Annotated in this window: 19 protein-coding genes and 1 tRNA gene; 9 read left to right on the top strand and 11 right to left on the bottom strand. The window is 49.3% G+C overall.

Going from position 1 to position 13,457, the window contains the following annotated elements:
* Nucleotides 1–2: 2 nt before the first annotated feature.
* Both M3194_RS03270 and M3194_RS03265 read left to right on the top strand, forming a co-directional pair.
* Nucleotides 3–212, top strand: a complete 210-nt coding sequence (locus M3194_RS03270) for a hypothetical protein (protein ID WP_251651586.1) — start codon at nucleotides 3–5, stop codon at nucleotides 210–212.
* Nucleotides 213–263: 51 nt separating this feature from the next.
* The gene (locus M3194_RS03265; RefSeq protein WP_251651585.1) at nucleotides 264–461 is read left to right on the top strand and encodes a hypothetical protein; all 198 of its coding nucleotides are present in this window, start codon (nucleotides 264–266) and stop codon (nucleotides 459–461) included.
* Between the two features lie 745 nt (nucleotides 462–1,206).
* On the opposite strand, the gene M3194_RS03260 is transcribed toward M3194_RS03265, so the two are convergent.
* A tRNA-Val gene (locus M3194_RS03260) sits at nucleotides 1,207–1,279 on the bottom strand.
* A 177-nt stretch (nucleotides 1,280–1,456) separates the two neighbouring features.
* Here M3194_RS03260 and M3194_RS03255 point away from each other — a divergent pair.
* Nucleotides 1,457–1,795 (top strand): cupin domain-containing protein, encoded by a 339-nt coding sequence (locus M3194_RS03255; protein WP_251651584.1) that lies wholly within the window; start codon nucleotides 1,457–1,459, stop codon nucleotides 1,793–1,795.
* Between the two features lie 54 nt (nucleotides 1,796–1,849).
* Here the strand turns inward: M3194_RS03255 and M3194_RS03250 are convergent, their stop codons facing one another.
* From M3194_RS03250 to M3194_RS03230, 5 genes are all read right to left on the bottom strand, one after another.
* Entirely contained in the window at nucleotides 1,850–2,587 is a 738-nt protein-coding gene (locus tag M3194_RS03250) for an anti-sigma factor (protein WP_251651583.1), read from the bottom strand.
* The gene (locus M3194_RS03245) at nucleotides 2,584–3,156 is read right to left on the bottom strand and encodes an RNA polymerase sigma factor (RefSeq protein ID WP_251651582.1); all 573 of its coding nucleotides are present in this window, start codon (nucleotides 3,154–3,156) and stop codon (nucleotides 2,584–2,586) included. Before M3194_RS03245 ends, M3194_RS03250 begins: the two co-directional genes overlap by 4 nt.
* An 87-nt stretch (nucleotides 3,157–3,243) precedes the next feature.
* Nucleotides 3,244–3,933: a cupredoxin domain-containing protein gene (locus M3194_RS03240; protein ID WP_251651581.1), complete on the bottom strand. Its 690-nt coding sequence runs from the start codon at nucleotides 3,931–3,933 to the stop codon at nucleotides 3,244–3,246.
* Nucleotides 3,934–3,943: 10 nt separating this feature from the next.
* Nucleotides 3,944–5,203, bottom strand: coding sequence for a plastocyanin/azurin family copper-binding protein (locus M3194_RS03235; RefSeq protein WP_251651580.1), 1,260 nt, complete (start codon nucleotides 5,201–5,203; stop codon nucleotides 3,944–3,946).
* 149 nt (nucleotides 5,204–5,352) lie between these two features.
* On the bottom strand, nucleotides 5,353–5,544 hold the full coding sequence (locus M3194_RS03230) for a DUF2524 domain-containing protein (RefSeq protein ID WP_251651579.1): 192 nt from the start codon (nucleotides 5,542–5,544) through the stop codon (nucleotides 5,353–5,355).
* A gap of 162 nt (nucleotides 5,545–5,706) precedes the next feature.
* Between M3194_RS03230 and M3194_RS03225 the strand changes: the two genes are divergently transcribed.
* Nucleotides 5,707–5,871, top strand: a complete 165-nt coding sequence (locus tag M3194_RS03225) for a hypothetical protein (RefSeq protein WP_251651578.1) — start codon at nucleotides 5,707–5,709, stop codon at nucleotides 5,869–5,871.
* Between the two features lie 51 nt (nucleotides 5,872–5,922).
* On the opposite strand, the gene M3194_RS03220 is transcribed toward M3194_RS03225, so the two are convergent.
* Together M3194_RS03220 and M3194_RS03215 are read right to left on the bottom strand one after the other, a co-directional pair.
* Complete coding sequence (locus M3194_RS03220; protein ID WP_251651577.1) at nucleotides 5,923–6,156, bottom strand: DUF3892 domain-containing protein; 234 nt, start codon at nucleotides 6,154–6,156, stop codon at nucleotides 5,923–5,925.
* Nucleotides 6,157–6,340: 184 nt separating this feature from the next.
* Nucleotides 6,341–7,087, bottom strand: coding sequence for an MBL fold metallo-hydrolase (locus M3194_RS03215; RefSeq protein ID WP_251651576.1), 747 nt, complete (start codon nucleotides 7,085–7,087; stop codon nucleotides 6,341–6,343).
* A gap of 104 nt (nucleotides 7,088–7,191) precedes the next feature.
* Here M3194_RS03215 and M3194_RS03210 point away from each other — a divergent pair, with 104 nt between their 5' ends.
* The 3 genes from M3194_RS03210 to M3194_RS03200 all read left to right on the top strand — a co-directional run bounded on the left by M3194_RS03210 (nucleotide 7,192) and on the right by M3194_RS03200 (nucleotide 8,568).
* A complete protein-coding gene (locus M3194_RS03210) occupies nucleotides 7,192–7,407 on the top strand; it encodes a hypothetical protein (RefSeq protein WP_251651575.1) in 216 nt (71 codons plus the stop codon).
* A gap of 150 nt (nucleotides 7,408–7,557) precedes the next feature.
* Entirely contained in the window at nucleotides 7,558–8,127 is a 570-nt protein-coding gene (locus M3194_RS03205; protein ID WP_251651574.1) for a stalk domain-containing protein, read from the top strand.
* Between the two features lie 120 nt (nucleotides 8,128–8,247).
* Nucleotides 8,248–8,568, top strand: coding sequence for a DUF1292 domain-containing protein (locus M3194_RS03200; protein WP_251651573.1), 321 nt, complete (start codon nucleotides 8,248–8,250; stop codon nucleotides 8,566–8,568).
* Nucleotides 8,569–8,633: 65 nt separating this feature from the next.
* On the opposite strand, the gene M3194_RS03195 is transcribed toward M3194_RS03200, so the two are convergent.
* Nucleotides 8,634–9,032, bottom strand: a complete 399-nt coding sequence (locus M3194_RS03195) for a DUF1885 family protein (RefSeq protein WP_251651572.1) — start codon at nucleotides 9,030–9,032, stop codon at nucleotides 8,634–8,636.
* 111 nt (nucleotides 9,033–9,143) lie between these two features.
* The gene (locus tag M3194_RS03190; RefSeq protein WP_251651571.1) at nucleotides 9,144–10,613 is read right to left on the bottom strand and encodes an aminotransferase class I/II-fold pyridoxal phosphate-dependent enzyme; all 1,470 of its coding nucleotides are present in this window, start codon (nucleotides 10,611–10,613) and stop codon (nucleotides 9,144–9,146) included.
* Nucleotides 10,614–10,812: 199 nt separating this feature from the next.
* Between M3194_RS03190 and M3194_RS03185 the strand changes: the two genes are divergently transcribed.
* Complete coding sequence (locus M3194_RS03185; RefSeq protein ID WP_251651569.1) at nucleotides 10,813–12,000, top strand: MFS transporter; 1,188 nt, start codon at nucleotides 10,813–10,815, stop codon at nucleotides 11,998–12,000.
* A gap of 119 nt (nucleotides 12,001–12,119) precedes the next feature.
* Nucleotides 12,120–12,734, top strand: a complete 615-nt coding sequence (locus tag M3194_RS03180) for a YitT family protein (protein WP_251651567.1) — start codon at nucleotides 12,120–12,122, stop codon at nucleotides 12,732–12,734.
* A 55-nt stretch (nucleotides 12,735–12,789) separates the two neighbouring features.
* Here the strand turns inward: M3194_RS03180 and M3194_RS03175 are convergent, their stop codons facing one another.
* The gene (locus tag M3194_RS03175) at nucleotides 12,790–13,449 is read right to left on the bottom strand and encodes a TetR/AcrR family transcriptional regulator (protein WP_251651566.1); all 660 of its coding nucleotides are present in this window, start codon (nucleotides 13,447–13,449) and stop codon (nucleotides 12,790–12,792) included.
* Nucleotides 13,450–13,457: the final 8 nt, after the last annotated feature.

The raw sequence follows: 13,457 nt of genomic DNA, 5'->3' as shown, positions 1-13,457 counted from the left end.
ATATGATTGGAAAAAGCTATGGCGTGAAGAGCGTGTATGCGATTCTAAGTACTCTCTCCATTGGTCAAGGCATTATCGTGCATCTGGACTATACGTCCCTGGAGGGGACTTGGTCGGGCTTTGCGGATGAGCTTGCGACGATTATTTCACCGGTTGATCAGGATACCGTGTATATTCCCTTAAATAATATCAGAGGAGTTACGGTTCGTTAATCCAATTGATAGCGGTGTTGGCATCATGTCTAGTGAAGGGAGATGGGGAAGATGAAGCAGCAAGAGGCAAGTCTGTACGAGATTCTGGAATCACTGCCGATTGGCGTGCAGGTGACGGAAGTAAACGCAGTGACCATCGTTTTATCCAATGCCATATGGGCTGGATTTTTTGAAGGCAATGCCAAATTCATAAGTCCAGATGGCGCGGTCTATATCCCGGTATCCAAGATTCAATATATCAACCGTTAATGATAGAATCAAAAAAAAGCCTTGATTATTCAAGGCTTTCGCCGTAAACAGGACAGAGTCTCTTATTTGTTATATACACTGGTACAAGCTTGAAGGTAAAATGTTCCAGAGAGAGTATATTTCGAAATAAAGGGAGTGGGACGCTGAGAGGAATACGGTAGAAGTCAAAAAGCCTGTTATAAGTTCTGAAGGCAACGCCGACACGGACCAGCTGAAAGCGTACTTTATTATGGCCGACTTTTATAAAGAACTTTCGGATCTGGGAGAGTGGTTATATAACGTTTCCCAGATTAATCTAAGCCTGGCGTATGACGGAATAGACACGTATAACGACACAACGCAATTAGATAGAGCGTATGATTCTCTGGATACGTACAGTCAACTTTATAATGACGAGGTTGATTATTTAAACAGCGTGGCCCAAGAATTAAAATCGCACGGAATTTCTACTAGCTAAGCTAGTAGAAATTGAATTACTTCTACGATGCTATTGAGCACTATCAAGATGCTTTATCTTACCTCGAAAGCTTTTACAGCAGCAGATCGAATACGGCATTCAAAAAATACTTAGATGCATCGGGCAAAGGATTTGACGCTACGCATAAAGGAATGGGTATTATTACGAAAGAATATCCCAAGTATAAAAATCTCGTACTGTCCCAATAGCCCGCAACGCTGCTTATGAGCAGCTGCAGCAATAAAGAAAACCCGCAAAGCTCAAGGCTTTGCGGGTTTTCCATTCGTATGATCTGTAGTGGGCTCGAACCACTGACCCCTACCCTGTCAAGATAGTGCTCTCCCAGCTGAGCTAACAGATCGTGTGAGTGATGAATATTAATATATCAGCATCCAAAATGAATGTCAACACAATCGAAGCAACTTTTTTGCCACACTATGGATATGGAGCTGGGGATGATTACCTTCATTTCGCAAGCCCAATCTGCTACGATATTGAACAAAATCATACGTCTTAATAACAGCAAGGAGCAGACAGGATGAAGATGAGCAAAAGCAACGCGGAGCATTACATATGGGGAGATCGGTGCGACGGATGGCATCTGTTGAAGCAGCAGGATTTGAGCATCATCCACGAGAAAATGCCGCCGCATACGGCCGAAACGCGGCATTACCATGAACAGTCCCAGCAATTTTTCTTCGTTCTTGAGGGGACGGCTACGATCGAGATCGACGGGGAGAGCTTTGAGCTGGAAGCCCATGAGGGGATTCATGTTGCCCCGCATACGCCGCATCAAATGTTTAACAAGTCGGATAAGGACGTCCAGTTCCTCGTTATCTCGGAGCCTGCGACCAGGGGCGACCGATACCCGGCGTAACGCAGTCAAAACCGCCATTCCTGCTTACCGGCATGAATGGCGGTTTTGTTATTTTTAGGAGATGGAGCTGTAAACCTTGGTTCCACGGGGCTGGTCCCCGTGTTCGTCGGGCTCGATTGTGATGCCGATGGAATCAAAGGCCAGCGTTTGATCGGCTATCGGCATAGCCAAAACGCCAATCCCTTTCTCATCCACACGGAAAGTACCCGCGCTGTCTTTCTGCCCGGAATGGTTCAGCCATACCTGGTAGACGGTATCACCGGTTGAGACGGGAGCGCCGAATACATACACGACAAATTGTTTGTTGCTTCCGTTATCGACTATGCAGGCGACGGCATAGGAAGAAGCAACGTCCTCTGACACGGGCTTTAAGGAAATGAACTGATTGATTTGAGAGGCAGACACGGACAAAGCCTGTTCAATCGGAATGACTGCCTGACTGCTGCGGCTGTTATAGAGATTAATATTCCACATTGTTCCAGCGATAAAGACGGCGAGTACAGCCGCCGCAATAGCTCCCCATGCCAGCTTGCGGACGGGACGCTTGGCAATAGGCTGAGGGGAGGCAAGCGCGGCATTCATCACCCGCTGCTTCAAATCCGCCGGCGGTTCGATCAGATCCATGTCGGAAGGAAGGGAGTCCCATACGAGCCGCAGCTCTTCCAGCTCGGATTGGCAGGCCGGGCAGGCGGGAAGATGCCGTTCGAAGGCTTTTTTCTCTTTATCGGAACAAACGCCGGAAATATAGTCCAGAACATAATGGCAAACCGTCACATTTTGCTGCTGCTTCATGATTGCTCTCCTTCGGCTACAAGATGCCTGCGTAATATTTTTAACGTCTGATGCAGACGATTCTTAACCGTTCCTATGGGCTGGTTATAGATGTCCGCAAGCTCGCTTATGCTGTAGCCTTGCCAGTAGAAGTGCTCGAGCAAATGAATCTGCTGGGCGGACATTTTGCTGTATGCCCGTCTGATCTGCTCCTTCGTAGAGCTGACTAGAGCCGCGTCTTCCGGCGAGGCAGATACTTGATCCGGAATCTGCGCCAGCTGTTCGGGCTCGACCTGGACAAGAGGAGCGGTGTCTCTCCGTCTTTTGCGCAGCCAGTCGGTTGTAATATTGCGAGTAATCGTCAGCAGCCAGCTGGAGAAGCGTCCTTGCTCGGGATCATAGACCGACTTGGTCGTCCATAATCGCATAAATACGGCCTGTACGATTTCTTTTGCGACATTCTCATCCTTTAGCGTTTTCCAGGCAAAGGAATAAACGAGAGACGAGTAGCGGTCATAGAGAGTCGACAGCGCCTCGCTCTGCTTGCTCTGCACGAGCAGCATCAATTGATGATCCGTAAGCTCCCGCATACGATGATGACCTCCGCGATTGAAGTTAATATAAATCCATTCTACTAAAAACAGGGATAACCATGTATGGTTATCCCTTCATCCGTTCTATTTGTCAGATACGGTAATCGTTGCTTGCATGCCCGGATGCGGCATGCAGTGATAGGCAAACTCGCCGGCATCGTCAAACGTTACGGTTTTGTTCTCATCCTGCGCAAGCAGACCGGTGTCAAAGGAGCTGTCGTCAGCCGTTGCGCTATGTTTAATCTCGTCTTTGTTTATAAATTTGACGCGGTCGCCTGCTTTTATCTCCAGCTTGGCAGGGGAGAAGGCGAAATTCGTAATTTCAACCACGTACTCCTTGCCTCCGCCCTCGGAGGCAGATGCCGTAGCGGCCGGCGTGCTTTTTGGAGAATCCTCACTGCTTGCGCTTGGCGTAGCTTTCGAATCATCGTCATCCGGGCGCCCGCTATGATGATCATCATGGGACGCTGATGGCGACGGTGAAGGTGAAGGCTTTGGCGAAGGCTTGGCCGAAGCTTGCGGTTTAGTTGTTGGGGCAGCTGTCGGCTTTGCTTCCGTCGTTGCTTCCGGCGTGGCCGTTGGCATGTCTGATTCATGCTCCATATGCTCTTCACCTGGCGCGGAGGCTGAAGGATACAGGCTTGGCTCAATAGTCGCCGCATTCTGGGATGGCAATGGCTTATTTTCCGCCGAATTCCCGCATGCTGCCAGAAGTACTGCGAGCAGAAGCCCGGAGAGCAATGTCAGCAGAATCTTATGTGTATTTCGTTTCATCTCCCATCCCTCATTTCACAATAATCGTACCCGTCATAAACGACTTGTGCAGCTCGCAAAAGTAGCTGTAGGTTCCGGGCTTATCCAGCGTAATGGCGTAAGATTCCCCGGTTTTCAGCAGAGGTACCTTAAAGCTGCCGTCAACGGCCACCGCATTATGCTCCATCTCGTCATAGTTGGTAAAGGTAATCTTGGACCCCGCTTCAACGGTTAATGGCTCCGTCCCGAACGAGAACTGTTTGATGTCAATTTGATAGGATTTTACTTCGCTTGTTATTCCCTTGAAGACGGACGGATCAATAACGAACCATGCCTGGAGAACATTCTGGCCAAGCACATCGCCCGGCTTCTTATCTTGGATAAATGTATAGAGCGGATAACCTCTGTAGGTCCATTGCTTTGTTCCGTCAGCACGGGTTAGGGTCGAGAAATCGGCCTTGTTCAGGAAAGCCGGGATTTGCAGTTCACCGGATGCGAGAACAGGCCAGTTCACCAGGCATTGTCCCTGACAAGCATTAATATTGTCCGCATCCTTCGTGAAATAGTAAAGAGTCATGCCATTGTTATCTGCGAGATAAGTACCCAGCTTTTGATCGCTGCGCAGTTGAATTCTTTTTCCTTGGGGGAGGACGGCGATTTGCGAAATAACGCCTAACTTCTGGAGTGCAGCAAAGAACACTTCTCCTTGCGGCGTACGAACATTCAAGGCTTCAATGAGCGCTGTTGCCAGATGGGCATTGGTCAAACGAGCGGCAGCGGCAACGGAAGCCATTCCTTTGGAAGCGGCGTAGGTCAAGGTCTCTGCATAAACGAAGTCGGATCCGGAACGGAAGCCGGCATTTTCGAGCAGCACCTTATAAAGCTGTTGGGGGCTAATGGGATCATTGGGGTGGAAGGTGCGGTCCGGATTTCCCGACCATCCCAATTCAGGATGATTCATTAAATAAGCAAGGATAGGCTCGTTTGATTTGCCGGCTTTGGAAGCGTCTTTGAAATTGGCAGCGGGAGCAAAAGACATCGCTTCCTTCAAATGGCCGTTCAGGCGCAAGGAGATAATGGCCGCCTGCATTCGGGTGGTTTGCTTAGCCAAATAGGCATCATTTACGCCGCTTCCATCCCCCAATAAAAGCCCCAGCTTGGCGGCAGTCTCCGCATCCGTCGTTACGGAAGCGGGCTGCGGTTCGGCTGCGGACGCGCCAATGACCGATGTTAATAGGCCGGTTAAGAGTACAGCTAGAAACATAAACATTGTTAATCGTTTGGTTGTCATGATTAACCTCCTCAAAGAATGATTGACTCTTATAGGAGGTAACGAAGGAAATGAAGAAGCGGTTTGATGGGAGTTGAAGTTTTTTTTGCGGCAGGTTAGAGGTGGGGGGAGGCCCATGCGCTGTGGCATGGACCAATGAAATCTGATGTTTAGTGATTGCTGTGCGGAATATCGCATTTGTTCTGGATGAACCGGATCTGATTCTCCAGCCGGTTGATTTCGTCCTGCTGCTCAACGGAGGAAACAGAACTGCTTCTTACCGCGTCAAGCTGAGCCATAAGGTCCGGCAAATCAGAGGATGCATTCGCGCAATCATATTGACTGTTCAAATCGATAGTCATGAAAATCACTCTCCCTCGCAAATATAGGCATGGTCGTCCGCCTTTTAGTATGATCGGGAACAGGAAATATGATTCTGATTTGTGACAAAATCAGCATAAATGATACCAGCCGTTCATACGAGTATAGAAAGCACTTGCAAATCGTATAGGAGGCGGTATCGTTTGGCAGAGGAGTATGCCTATATGGCCGTTTGGCTTCTAGGCTTGTTTGGCATCGTGGGTACGGTAAGCGCTTATGTTGCAATCTTCGTGAAGAAGGATTCCTTGTCTTATGATCAAACACATGTATGGCGCAGAAAACTGCCTCCTGAAGCGAAAAAGAAATAATGACACACAAAAATCGGCTGTCCGCAGATGCGGCAGCCGATTTTCTGGTTGTTAGAACGTAGGCAAATTGTCGAGATTGTTATCCGTTCGGCCATCGGGATCGGATCGGAGATGCTCCTCGTGATCGCGGCCCTTAAAGACGTTTAGTCCGGCAATTTCATTATTTTTAACCATCGTTTGCGCGGTTTTGTAATCGACGACCTTGCCAGACGTTAACTGCAGCTCAACAATATCGCCATCTCCGTTCTTCCGTACAGCAACGACCTCTTCTTGTGCGTGATCCATATGATCATCCTCCCGAAGGCTAGTATGGATCAATGGGGACAAATAAATGCAAGACCCTTGTACAATTACGTTGTAAAAATTGAAACAACACGCAGGCTGCATGCATAAGCTAAAGCAAGAGCGGATGTCTGCAGCGCCAGTAGCGCGGTGGATATCTGCTTGTTATTTTACAGGCTTAAATGGCTTATATATTATAGACGGTTAGCTGTTCGACGAATCGCATGAGGCCAGTATGGCCGATGAACTCTTCCATATTGTCGTTGTAATGCATCAGCCATACTTTCTCCTGAATGTCCGCCGGCAATGTGAGCAGCTCATCCAGGCTCGCATGGACAACTCCCGGAGAGATCAGCTGGCAGTCATGAAAGATCGTTGTTACGCCGTCCTCAATTAAGTCCCCAAGCAAGGCTCCGTTGAACTTCATATCGGCAGAGTAGAAGAAGGTCCCGTTAAAGAGAAAGGAGTAGCTCAGCTTGCCGGCAATATGATCGGTCCGGATAAGCTTGACGGTTAACCCCGGATGAATCTCGAAGACCTCTCCTTCCTTAATTGGCCGCACATCGAAGAAGTCATTCAGAGCGGTAAGCGGCTCTTGCGTCAGGCCCCCCCGCAGCGTCTGTTCCCATAAAGGCTCTACAAGCGTATCGGCAATATAAAGGACAGGCTTCTTGCCGTAGCGGAACATCATCTGGAACGCGTACTCCTCCAGCCCTCCGACATGGTCAGCGTGCATATGGCTGATCAATACCGCATCCAAATCATCAAACGAGTAGCCGGCATCATGAAGCGAACGCGGCAATGTGATGCCGCAGTCTACAAGCAGCTTGAAGCCGTCAAGCTCAATCAGCGCATTATTGTTCGCATATTTTTTCGCAAAAGCACCGCCGGTGCCGAGCATTTGAATCTGCAAGTGGGTATACCTCCCCAACATTTGTTTGTCTACACTTTATCAAATAACGCCCGGCGCTGACAAACACAATTGCTTGCGCCTACATATAATGCTTAAAGCACAAACGGCGGGAGGACTGAAGGAAGATGAGTGCAGCAGCGGCAAAAGGCAAAGGCAAGGTCGTAAAGAAGAAAAAAGCGTCTAGCGATAGAAAGCAGTATTATTACAAGCTTGTATTATCCGATACATGCGGGGTATGTAAAACGCCGTGTGAACGGGGCATGCGTTATTGGAAGCGAATGCAGGAGCCGGGAGCGGTAGGGAAGGGCGTTCCGTGCATCCTGACCCGCACGTTCAGCTAATCCGGGCAATATTGAATATTTCCCGGGGTATTTCAACCGCATCGCCTGTTGCCGTCGAGCCTAAAAACTTTTATTGCTTTAGCGCAACTTTGGGTCAAAACCCGAGTATAACCAAACATCCAGACAAAACGGATGGAGGGTTATCAGCTCATGTTGGTCAGATTCAAGAAAATAGCCATTCTGCTCGCTATTTTGTCGGTTTGCGGAGGTACACTCATCTTTGCCGATTCAGCTTCGCAGAAGGTACGCGTTATTGTAAACGGAAGTGAGCTCGACGAGGGCGGCATTATTGTGGACGGCAAAACCTATTTGCCTCTTCGCCAGGTGGTCAACAGCCTGAATGCGCTAGTTAACTGGGATAATCAGAACAAGAAAGCGACGATTAACAAGCCTAATGTTCATATGATTTTGTTCCAGGATAAAGTCATTTTTGGCAATGTGGACAAAGGCAACAAATACACGTTTAACGTCTTCTCCCAGATCGACAACCTGAAGACGGATATCTCCGCCGTGAAGGTGTCGATTACGGATCCTTACGGCAACGAGAAAGTGATCCAATCCCAGAATGTGAGCATTACGAAGGATAACTTCTGGTACAGGACGGAAGACATCAAATATAACTTCGAGTTCGCCGGCAAGTATGCGGTTCGCTTCTATTTGAAGACAACGACTTCGGATGACTGGACGGTCGTGTCGGAGAAATTGATTACTTCGCAATAAGGTTCTAATCAAGGCGCCTAGGGCTGCAAACGCAGCAACAGGGCGCTTTTTGTTTGACCGACGTTCCTCCGCATGGTACGATACGTTAGTATGTATAAATAACTGAAATGGGGTAATTCCATGAGCGAGCATCAACATCAGCACGGCGAAGACTGCGGCTGCGGACATGATCACGAACACGATGAGCATGTGTTCATCGTGACAGACGACGAAGGCCAAGAGCGTGAAATGGTCATGGTCTATACATTTGAATCGGAGAATAACGTATATGCTGTATTGCTGGATCGCAACGATCCGGAAGCGGACGGCGTTATCTTCCGTATCGAAGAAGAGAACGAAGAGGCATTCCTCGTTGGAATCGAAGACGATGCTGAGTGGGAACGCGTTACTGCGATCTACGAAGAAATCGCAAAAACAGAAAACGAGAACAAAGAAGGTTAATGACCTAAAACACCCGTCTATCCGAGAGGCTTATGCAGCCCGGACAGCGGGTGTTTTTTTCGCCATCATTTTCGCGGATTATAATAAATCGTGCGGCCGTTAAACATCGTGAGCTCGGCCAGCAGCTGTTTGGCCAAATATTTGCAAAGCTCGTTTGCTTTTGCCTTGTCGCCGTGGGTTGAACCGTCAGGCAGGACCACCTGAACGGTTGAAGGGCCGTCGTCTCCGTTGCCGAACACGATATATTTGTACTGAGGATTGGTTCCTTGCAAGTAAAACCAGCGGTCATCCTGCTTCGACTCGATTGTGTACGGGAAAGCAACGGCGGCATAATCCCAATCGAGCTGCGTTCCCGTTAAAGCGGTCTGCTCACGGTAATGCAGAAGCTTCTCCCTTAGCTGATCAAGCGGCAGTTCACTTACGGCAGATCCTTGAACAAGCTTGATAAATGCGCTTTGACTCATTCATCCCACCCCCCATCCATCATAGCATGCTGATGAGAGGGTTTACAATAAGTGGAATCATACGAAAAAAGCCAACAGCATCGCCTTAAAGCGCTGCTATTGGCTTTTCTTTTAGAAGATCGCGTTCTCTTCCACAATAACTTTAACGAATTGAATACTGCGGTCCTCCGGCCCTTTAACAGGAAGGCCAACCTCGACATGATCAACGATATAGTCAATATTCTTCTGCGAAATGACTTCACCCGGCAGCAGAATCGGAATGCCCGGCGGGTAGACGTAAATAAATTCCGCGATAATCCGGCCAGCGGATTCTTTGAAAGGAACAATCTCCGTTTCGCCGTAGAAGGCATCGCGCGGCGTCAGTGACAGCTGCGGAATTTCCGGAATTTTAACAACCAGCTCACGGGCTTCAGCACCTTCATGGAAGGTATCCGACAGGCCGCGAAGCGAGATCAGCAATTTATCGATCGAGTCGGACGTATCTCCCGGCGTAACAAGGCAAAGAATGTTATACATGTCGCTCATCTCGATCTCTACGTTGAAGTTATCGCGAAGCCAGTTCTCTACTTCATAGCCGGTAACGCCCAGATGGCGGACATGGATCGTAACCTTCGTCGGATCATAGTCGTAGGTTGCTTCATCGCCCAGAATTTCTTCACCAAAGCATTCCAGGCCAGGGATCAGGTTAATTTGCTCGCGCGCATATTGGGCGAGTTCAATCGCGCGTTCGGCAATTTCATGGCCGTTCAACGCCAGGTTGCGGCGGGAAGTATCAAGCGATGCCAGCAATACATAAGAAGTGGATGTTGTCGTCAGCATGCTTAGAATCGTTTGAATACGGAACGGATTAATCCGTCCTTTGCGTACGTTCAGAACCGAGCTTTGCGTCATCGAGCCGCCGAGCTTATGTACGCTGGTTGCCGCCATATCCGCACCGGCCTGCATGGCGGACATCGGAAGCTTCTCGTGGAAGTGAATAAGCACGCCATGAGCTTCGTCAACAAGAACCGGAATATCGTAGCTGTGAACCAGATCTACAATTTCCTTCAGATTCGCGCAAATGCCAAAGTAAGTCGGATTAATGACCAGAACGGCCTTGGCATCCGGATGGCGGTCAAGCGCACGCTTCACCGAACGCGTCGTAATGCCGTGGTCAATCCCCAGATTCGCGTCGCGTGCCGGCGAGATAAATACCGGACGGGCACCCGCGAATATGATGGCGGCCATGATCGACTTGTGCACGTTCCTAGGCACGATGATTTTGTCTCCCGGATTGCAGACGGTCAGAATCATCGTAATGATGGCGCCGCTGGTGCCTTGAACGGAGAAATACGTGTAATCGGCGCCGAAAGCATCGGCGGCCAGCTTCTGTGCTTCTTCAATAACGCCGGTTGGCTGATGCAAGTCATCAAGCGGAGCAATATTTATAAGATCGATCGACAAGGCGTTGTCGCCGATAAATTCGCGAAACTCAGTGTCGCTGCCGAGACCTTTCTTATGCCCCGGAATATGAAATTGTACCGGATCGTTCTCCGCATGGCGGCGGAGTGCGCTGAAGAGCGGGGTTTTGTTATGATCCATCGCTTTCGTCCCTGCCTTTCGAATGTCGTCTAATGTCTAATGTACAAACAAAGTTGAGTATAGCAAAAACAAGTCGGAATGCAAGCAACAATTTTAATGATGAAGCTTGGCATTCCCAAGCTGGACAAGTAATGTTCTCCATTTGTTCATAACTTGGCGTCAGCTTGATATGTTACGATAAGGGATGGGGTGAAACATAATGCGAGATAAACGACTTCTAATAGTAATGGCTATTCTAATGACCACCTTCATCGGGTTTGGGATTATTATTCCTGTTATGCCTGAAATGATTAAAGCTGTTAACCCGGGAAATGCCGAAAAACATACGGGCTACATGCTTGCGCTGTATTCCGCCGTATCGTTCATACTTTCTCCTTATTGGGGAGGCTTATCCGACCGGATTGGCCGGAGACCGATCATTATCATTGGCGTTACCGGCTTTGCGATCAGCTTCCTGCTGTTTGGCTTGTCCTCGGACAATCTGGCAATGATGTATCTCTCCCGCGTGCTCGGAGGATTGTTCTCCGGTGCGGTCACATCGGTAATAGTCGCATATGTAGCGGATATTACGCCGCCCGAGCAGCGTACGAAAGGAATGGGGCTTGTCGGCATGTCGATCGGCTTCGGCTTTACGATTGGTCCGGGCGTAGGCGGTCTGCTTAGTCAGATTTCCCTTGAAGCGCCTTTCTATGCAGCTTTCGCCATGGCGTTAATCACGTTAATTCTGGCGTTTATCAAGCTGAAGGAATCGCTGCCGCCCGAGAAGAGAAGAGCCGCAAGCGAGAAGCGGGAATCCCGCTGGACGGCCTTCACCGGTCCGCTTAAGTTTTTGTATATTCTCGCATTCTTCGTTACCTTTACGCTGGCCGGCATGGAGGCGACACTGCAGTTCTTCGGCATCCAGCGATTTGACGTAACGCCTCTTCAGGTGGGCATTCTGTTCTTCGTGTGCGGCTTTGTTGGCGCCTTGGTACAAGGCGGTGTTGTACGGCGCAGAATCAAGACGGGGCAAGAGCCTCAGTACATCGCGATTGGCCTGATTATTTCGGCCGTTGGATTCTTTATGCTGCTGGCTGCTCATTCCTTGTGGTGGGCGACGTTGTCCCTTGCGATATTTGGCATCGGCAACTCGCTGATTCGTCCATGCGTTACTTCGTTGATTACGCAAAAGACTCAGGTCGGACAAGGCGTGGCATCCGGACTCAGCTCCTCGATGGACAGCCTGGGACGAATTCTCGGCCCGCTTGCGGGGACGTTCTTATTTACGCTAGATCTGCGATTGCCTTATGTATCCGGCGGCATCTTATGCCTTGCTGCTCTGATCTTGTTGATGCAGTTCCGCAGAATGGACAGCACGGCCGGTTCGGCGGCTGCCGCACAGGAATAAATTTTACGGCTTCAAGCCGGCTTCTCAAATGGAGGAGCCGGTTTTTTTGTTTTTTCCAAAGAATGGCTTGTCTGGCAGCGGCATATAGATGAGGTAGGGTAAAAGAGGTGAAAGGAAGAATGGGAATACTCTCATGGCGCAGATGGACGGCCATCATATTGGGGAGCTTGCTGATTTCGGCGGGCATTAACTTTTTTCTCGTTCCATTAATGATATTGGATGGGGGACTTATTGGAATTGCCCTCATAGTCAACTATTTGCTGCATGTTCAGGTTGGCTTGACGATGCTGCTTTGCAGTATCCCGATCTTTGCTCTCGTATGGTTTCAAAGCCGCAGCATGATCTACCGGAGCCTGAACGGTTTGCTGTTATCCAGCTACGTCATCGATTTGTTAAGTCCATACCGGTTCCATTTTCTCTACTATATCGAATGGACGCCGTTTACCCGCGCGGTCCTTGGCGGCTTTTGCATCGGGACAGGCATAGGCATCATGCTTCGGAATGGGAGCACCACCGGAGGGACGGATTTGCTGGCGCATTTTTTGTCCCGCTATATCCCTCTGAACGTTGGCGTTATCATCTTCCTGACGGATTTTATCATCATCGGGACGGGGGCAATCCTGCTGCCGGAAAATACATTCGTGCTCTCCTTGATAACCGTCGCAGCCGGGGGAGTGGCTACTAGTCTGTGTACATGGAACCTGCCGCATAATCATCAATTTACGCATCATTAAAAAAGAAAGCCGAAGGCATGATTGGATGCCTTCGGCTTATTTATGCGGTATTTTGTTACGGAGCCAAGCCTTTCATAATAAACGCAATCGTTGCTTCCCGTTCCCGTTCATCATCCCAATTGCTGCCTTCGCGCTTGCCATAGATAGTCCGCAATGCGGCATAACCGATCAAGGAGGATGCCGTAAGGCGAATAATCGTCTGCGGCGACCAGTCCACAAGACTTCCTTCCTCCTGGAATCTGCGGATGTTTGGCGTTATTTTCTCAAAGACCCTCGCCAGAACCAGCTTCTCGAACTGCTCCTGCAGCTCGGGATGGAACGGAATCTCTTGTATGAAGATTTTCAGCACATGCATATGCTTCTCCAGAAAGGCCAGCCGGTTCTCGAGAATCGCGCGAAGCATCTGATCGTAGCTGTCGTATCTGCTGTCCAATACCTTATAGAACTCCCGCATGACAAAAGGAGCTACCAGCTTTGCCATGACCGGCGCAACGATGGAGACAAGCAGATCCTTCTTGGTTTTATAGTGACGGAATATGGTGCCCTCCGCGACTCCCGCACGCTGTGCAATCTCATTCGTGGATGAAGCGGCAAAGCCTTTCTCCGCAAATATTTCCGAAGCGGCTCTTACAATCTTGAGCTGCTTATTGGTCATAGACTTTTCATCGCCTAGCTTGTTCAGCTCTTCCAGCCATTCGTCAATCGGCTCGCTCATGCCCGACA

Origin of the sequence: Paenibacillus glycanilyticus, assembly GCF_023715145.1 — a bacterium.
Classification (GTDB): Bacteria; Bacillota; Bacilli; order Paenibacillales; family Paenibacillaceae; genus Pristimantibacillus; species Pristimantibacillus glycanilyticus_A.
Note: the sequence above shows the minus strand (reverse complement) of the source record. Positions and strands in the feature narration are given on the sequence as shown.

Excerpts from the sequence above, each read along its gene's own strand:
- M3194_RS03255 (WP_251651584.1), top strand. The coding sequence starts at position 1,457 with ATGAAGATGAGCAAAAGCAACGCGGAGCATTACATATGGGGAGATCGG.
- M3194_RS03180 (WP_251651567.1), top strand. The coding sequence starts at position 12,120 with ATGGGAATACTCTCATGGCGCAGATGGACGGCCATCATATTGGGGAGC.
- M3194_RS03200 (WP_251651573.1), top strand. The coding sequence starts at position 8,248 with ATGAGCGAGCATCAACATCAGCACGGCGAAGACTGCGGCTGCGGACAT.
- M3194_RS03240 (WP_251651581.1), bottom strand. The coding sequence starts at position 3,933 with ATGAAACGAAATACACATAAGATTCTGCTGACATTGCTCTCCGGGCTT.
- M3194_RS03250 (WP_251651583.1), bottom strand. The coding sequence starts at position 2,587 with ATGAAGCAGCAGCAAAATGTGACGGTTTGCCATTATGTTCTGGACTAT.
- M3194_RS03185 (WP_251651569.1), top strand. The coding sequence starts at position 10,813 with ATGCGAGATAAACGACTTCTAATAGTAATGGCTATTCTAATGACCACC.
- M3194_RS03230 (WP_251651579.1), bottom strand. The coding sequence starts at position 5,544 with ATGACTATCGATTTGAACAGTCAATATGATTGCGCGAATGCATCCTCT.
- M3194_RS03215 (WP_251651576.1), bottom strand. The coding sequence starts at position 7,087 with ATGTTGGGGAGGTATACCCACTTGCAGATTCAAATGCTCGGCACCGGC.
- M3194_RS03235 (WP_251651580.1), bottom strand. The coding sequence starts at position 5,203 with ATGACAACCAAACGATTAACAATGTTTATGTTTCTAGCTGTACTCTTA.
- M3194_RS03195 (WP_251651572.1), bottom strand. The coding sequence starts at position 9,032 with ATGAGTCAAAGCGCATTTATCAAGCTTGTTCAAGGATCTGCCGTAAGT.
- M3194_RS03220 (WP_251651577.1), bottom strand. The coding sequence starts at position 6,156 with ATGGATCACGCACAAGAAGAGGTCGTTGCTGTACGGAAGAACGGAGAT.
- M3194_RS03265 (WP_251651585.1), top strand. The coding sequence starts at position 264 with ATGAAGCAGCAAGAGGCAAGTCTGTACGAGATTCTGGAATCACTGCCG.
- M3194_RS03205 (WP_251651574.1), top strand. The coding sequence starts at position 7,558 with ATGTTGGTCAGATTCAAGAAAATAGCCATTCTGCTCGCTATTTTGTCG.
- M3194_RS03210 (WP_251651575.1), top strand. The coding sequence starts at position 7,192 with ATGAGTGCAGCAGCGGCAAAAGGCAAAGGCAAGGTCGTAAAGAAGAAA.
- M3194_RS03175 (WP_251651566.1), bottom strand. The coding sequence starts at position 13,449 with ATGAGCGAGCCGATTGACGAATGGCTGGAAGAGCTGAACAAGCTAGGC.
- M3194_RS03270 (WP_251651586.1), top strand. The coding sequence starts at position 3 with ATGATTGGAAAAAGCTATGGCGTGAAGAGCGTGTATGCGATTCTAAGT.
- M3194_RS03245 (WP_251651582.1), bottom strand. The coding sequence starts at position 3,156 with ATGCGGGAGCTTACGGATCATCAATTGATGCTGCTCGTGCAGAGCAAG.
- M3194_RS03190 (WP_251651571.1), bottom strand. The coding sequence starts at position 10,613 with ATGGATCATAACAAAACCCCGCTCTTCAGCGCACTCCGCCGCCATGCG.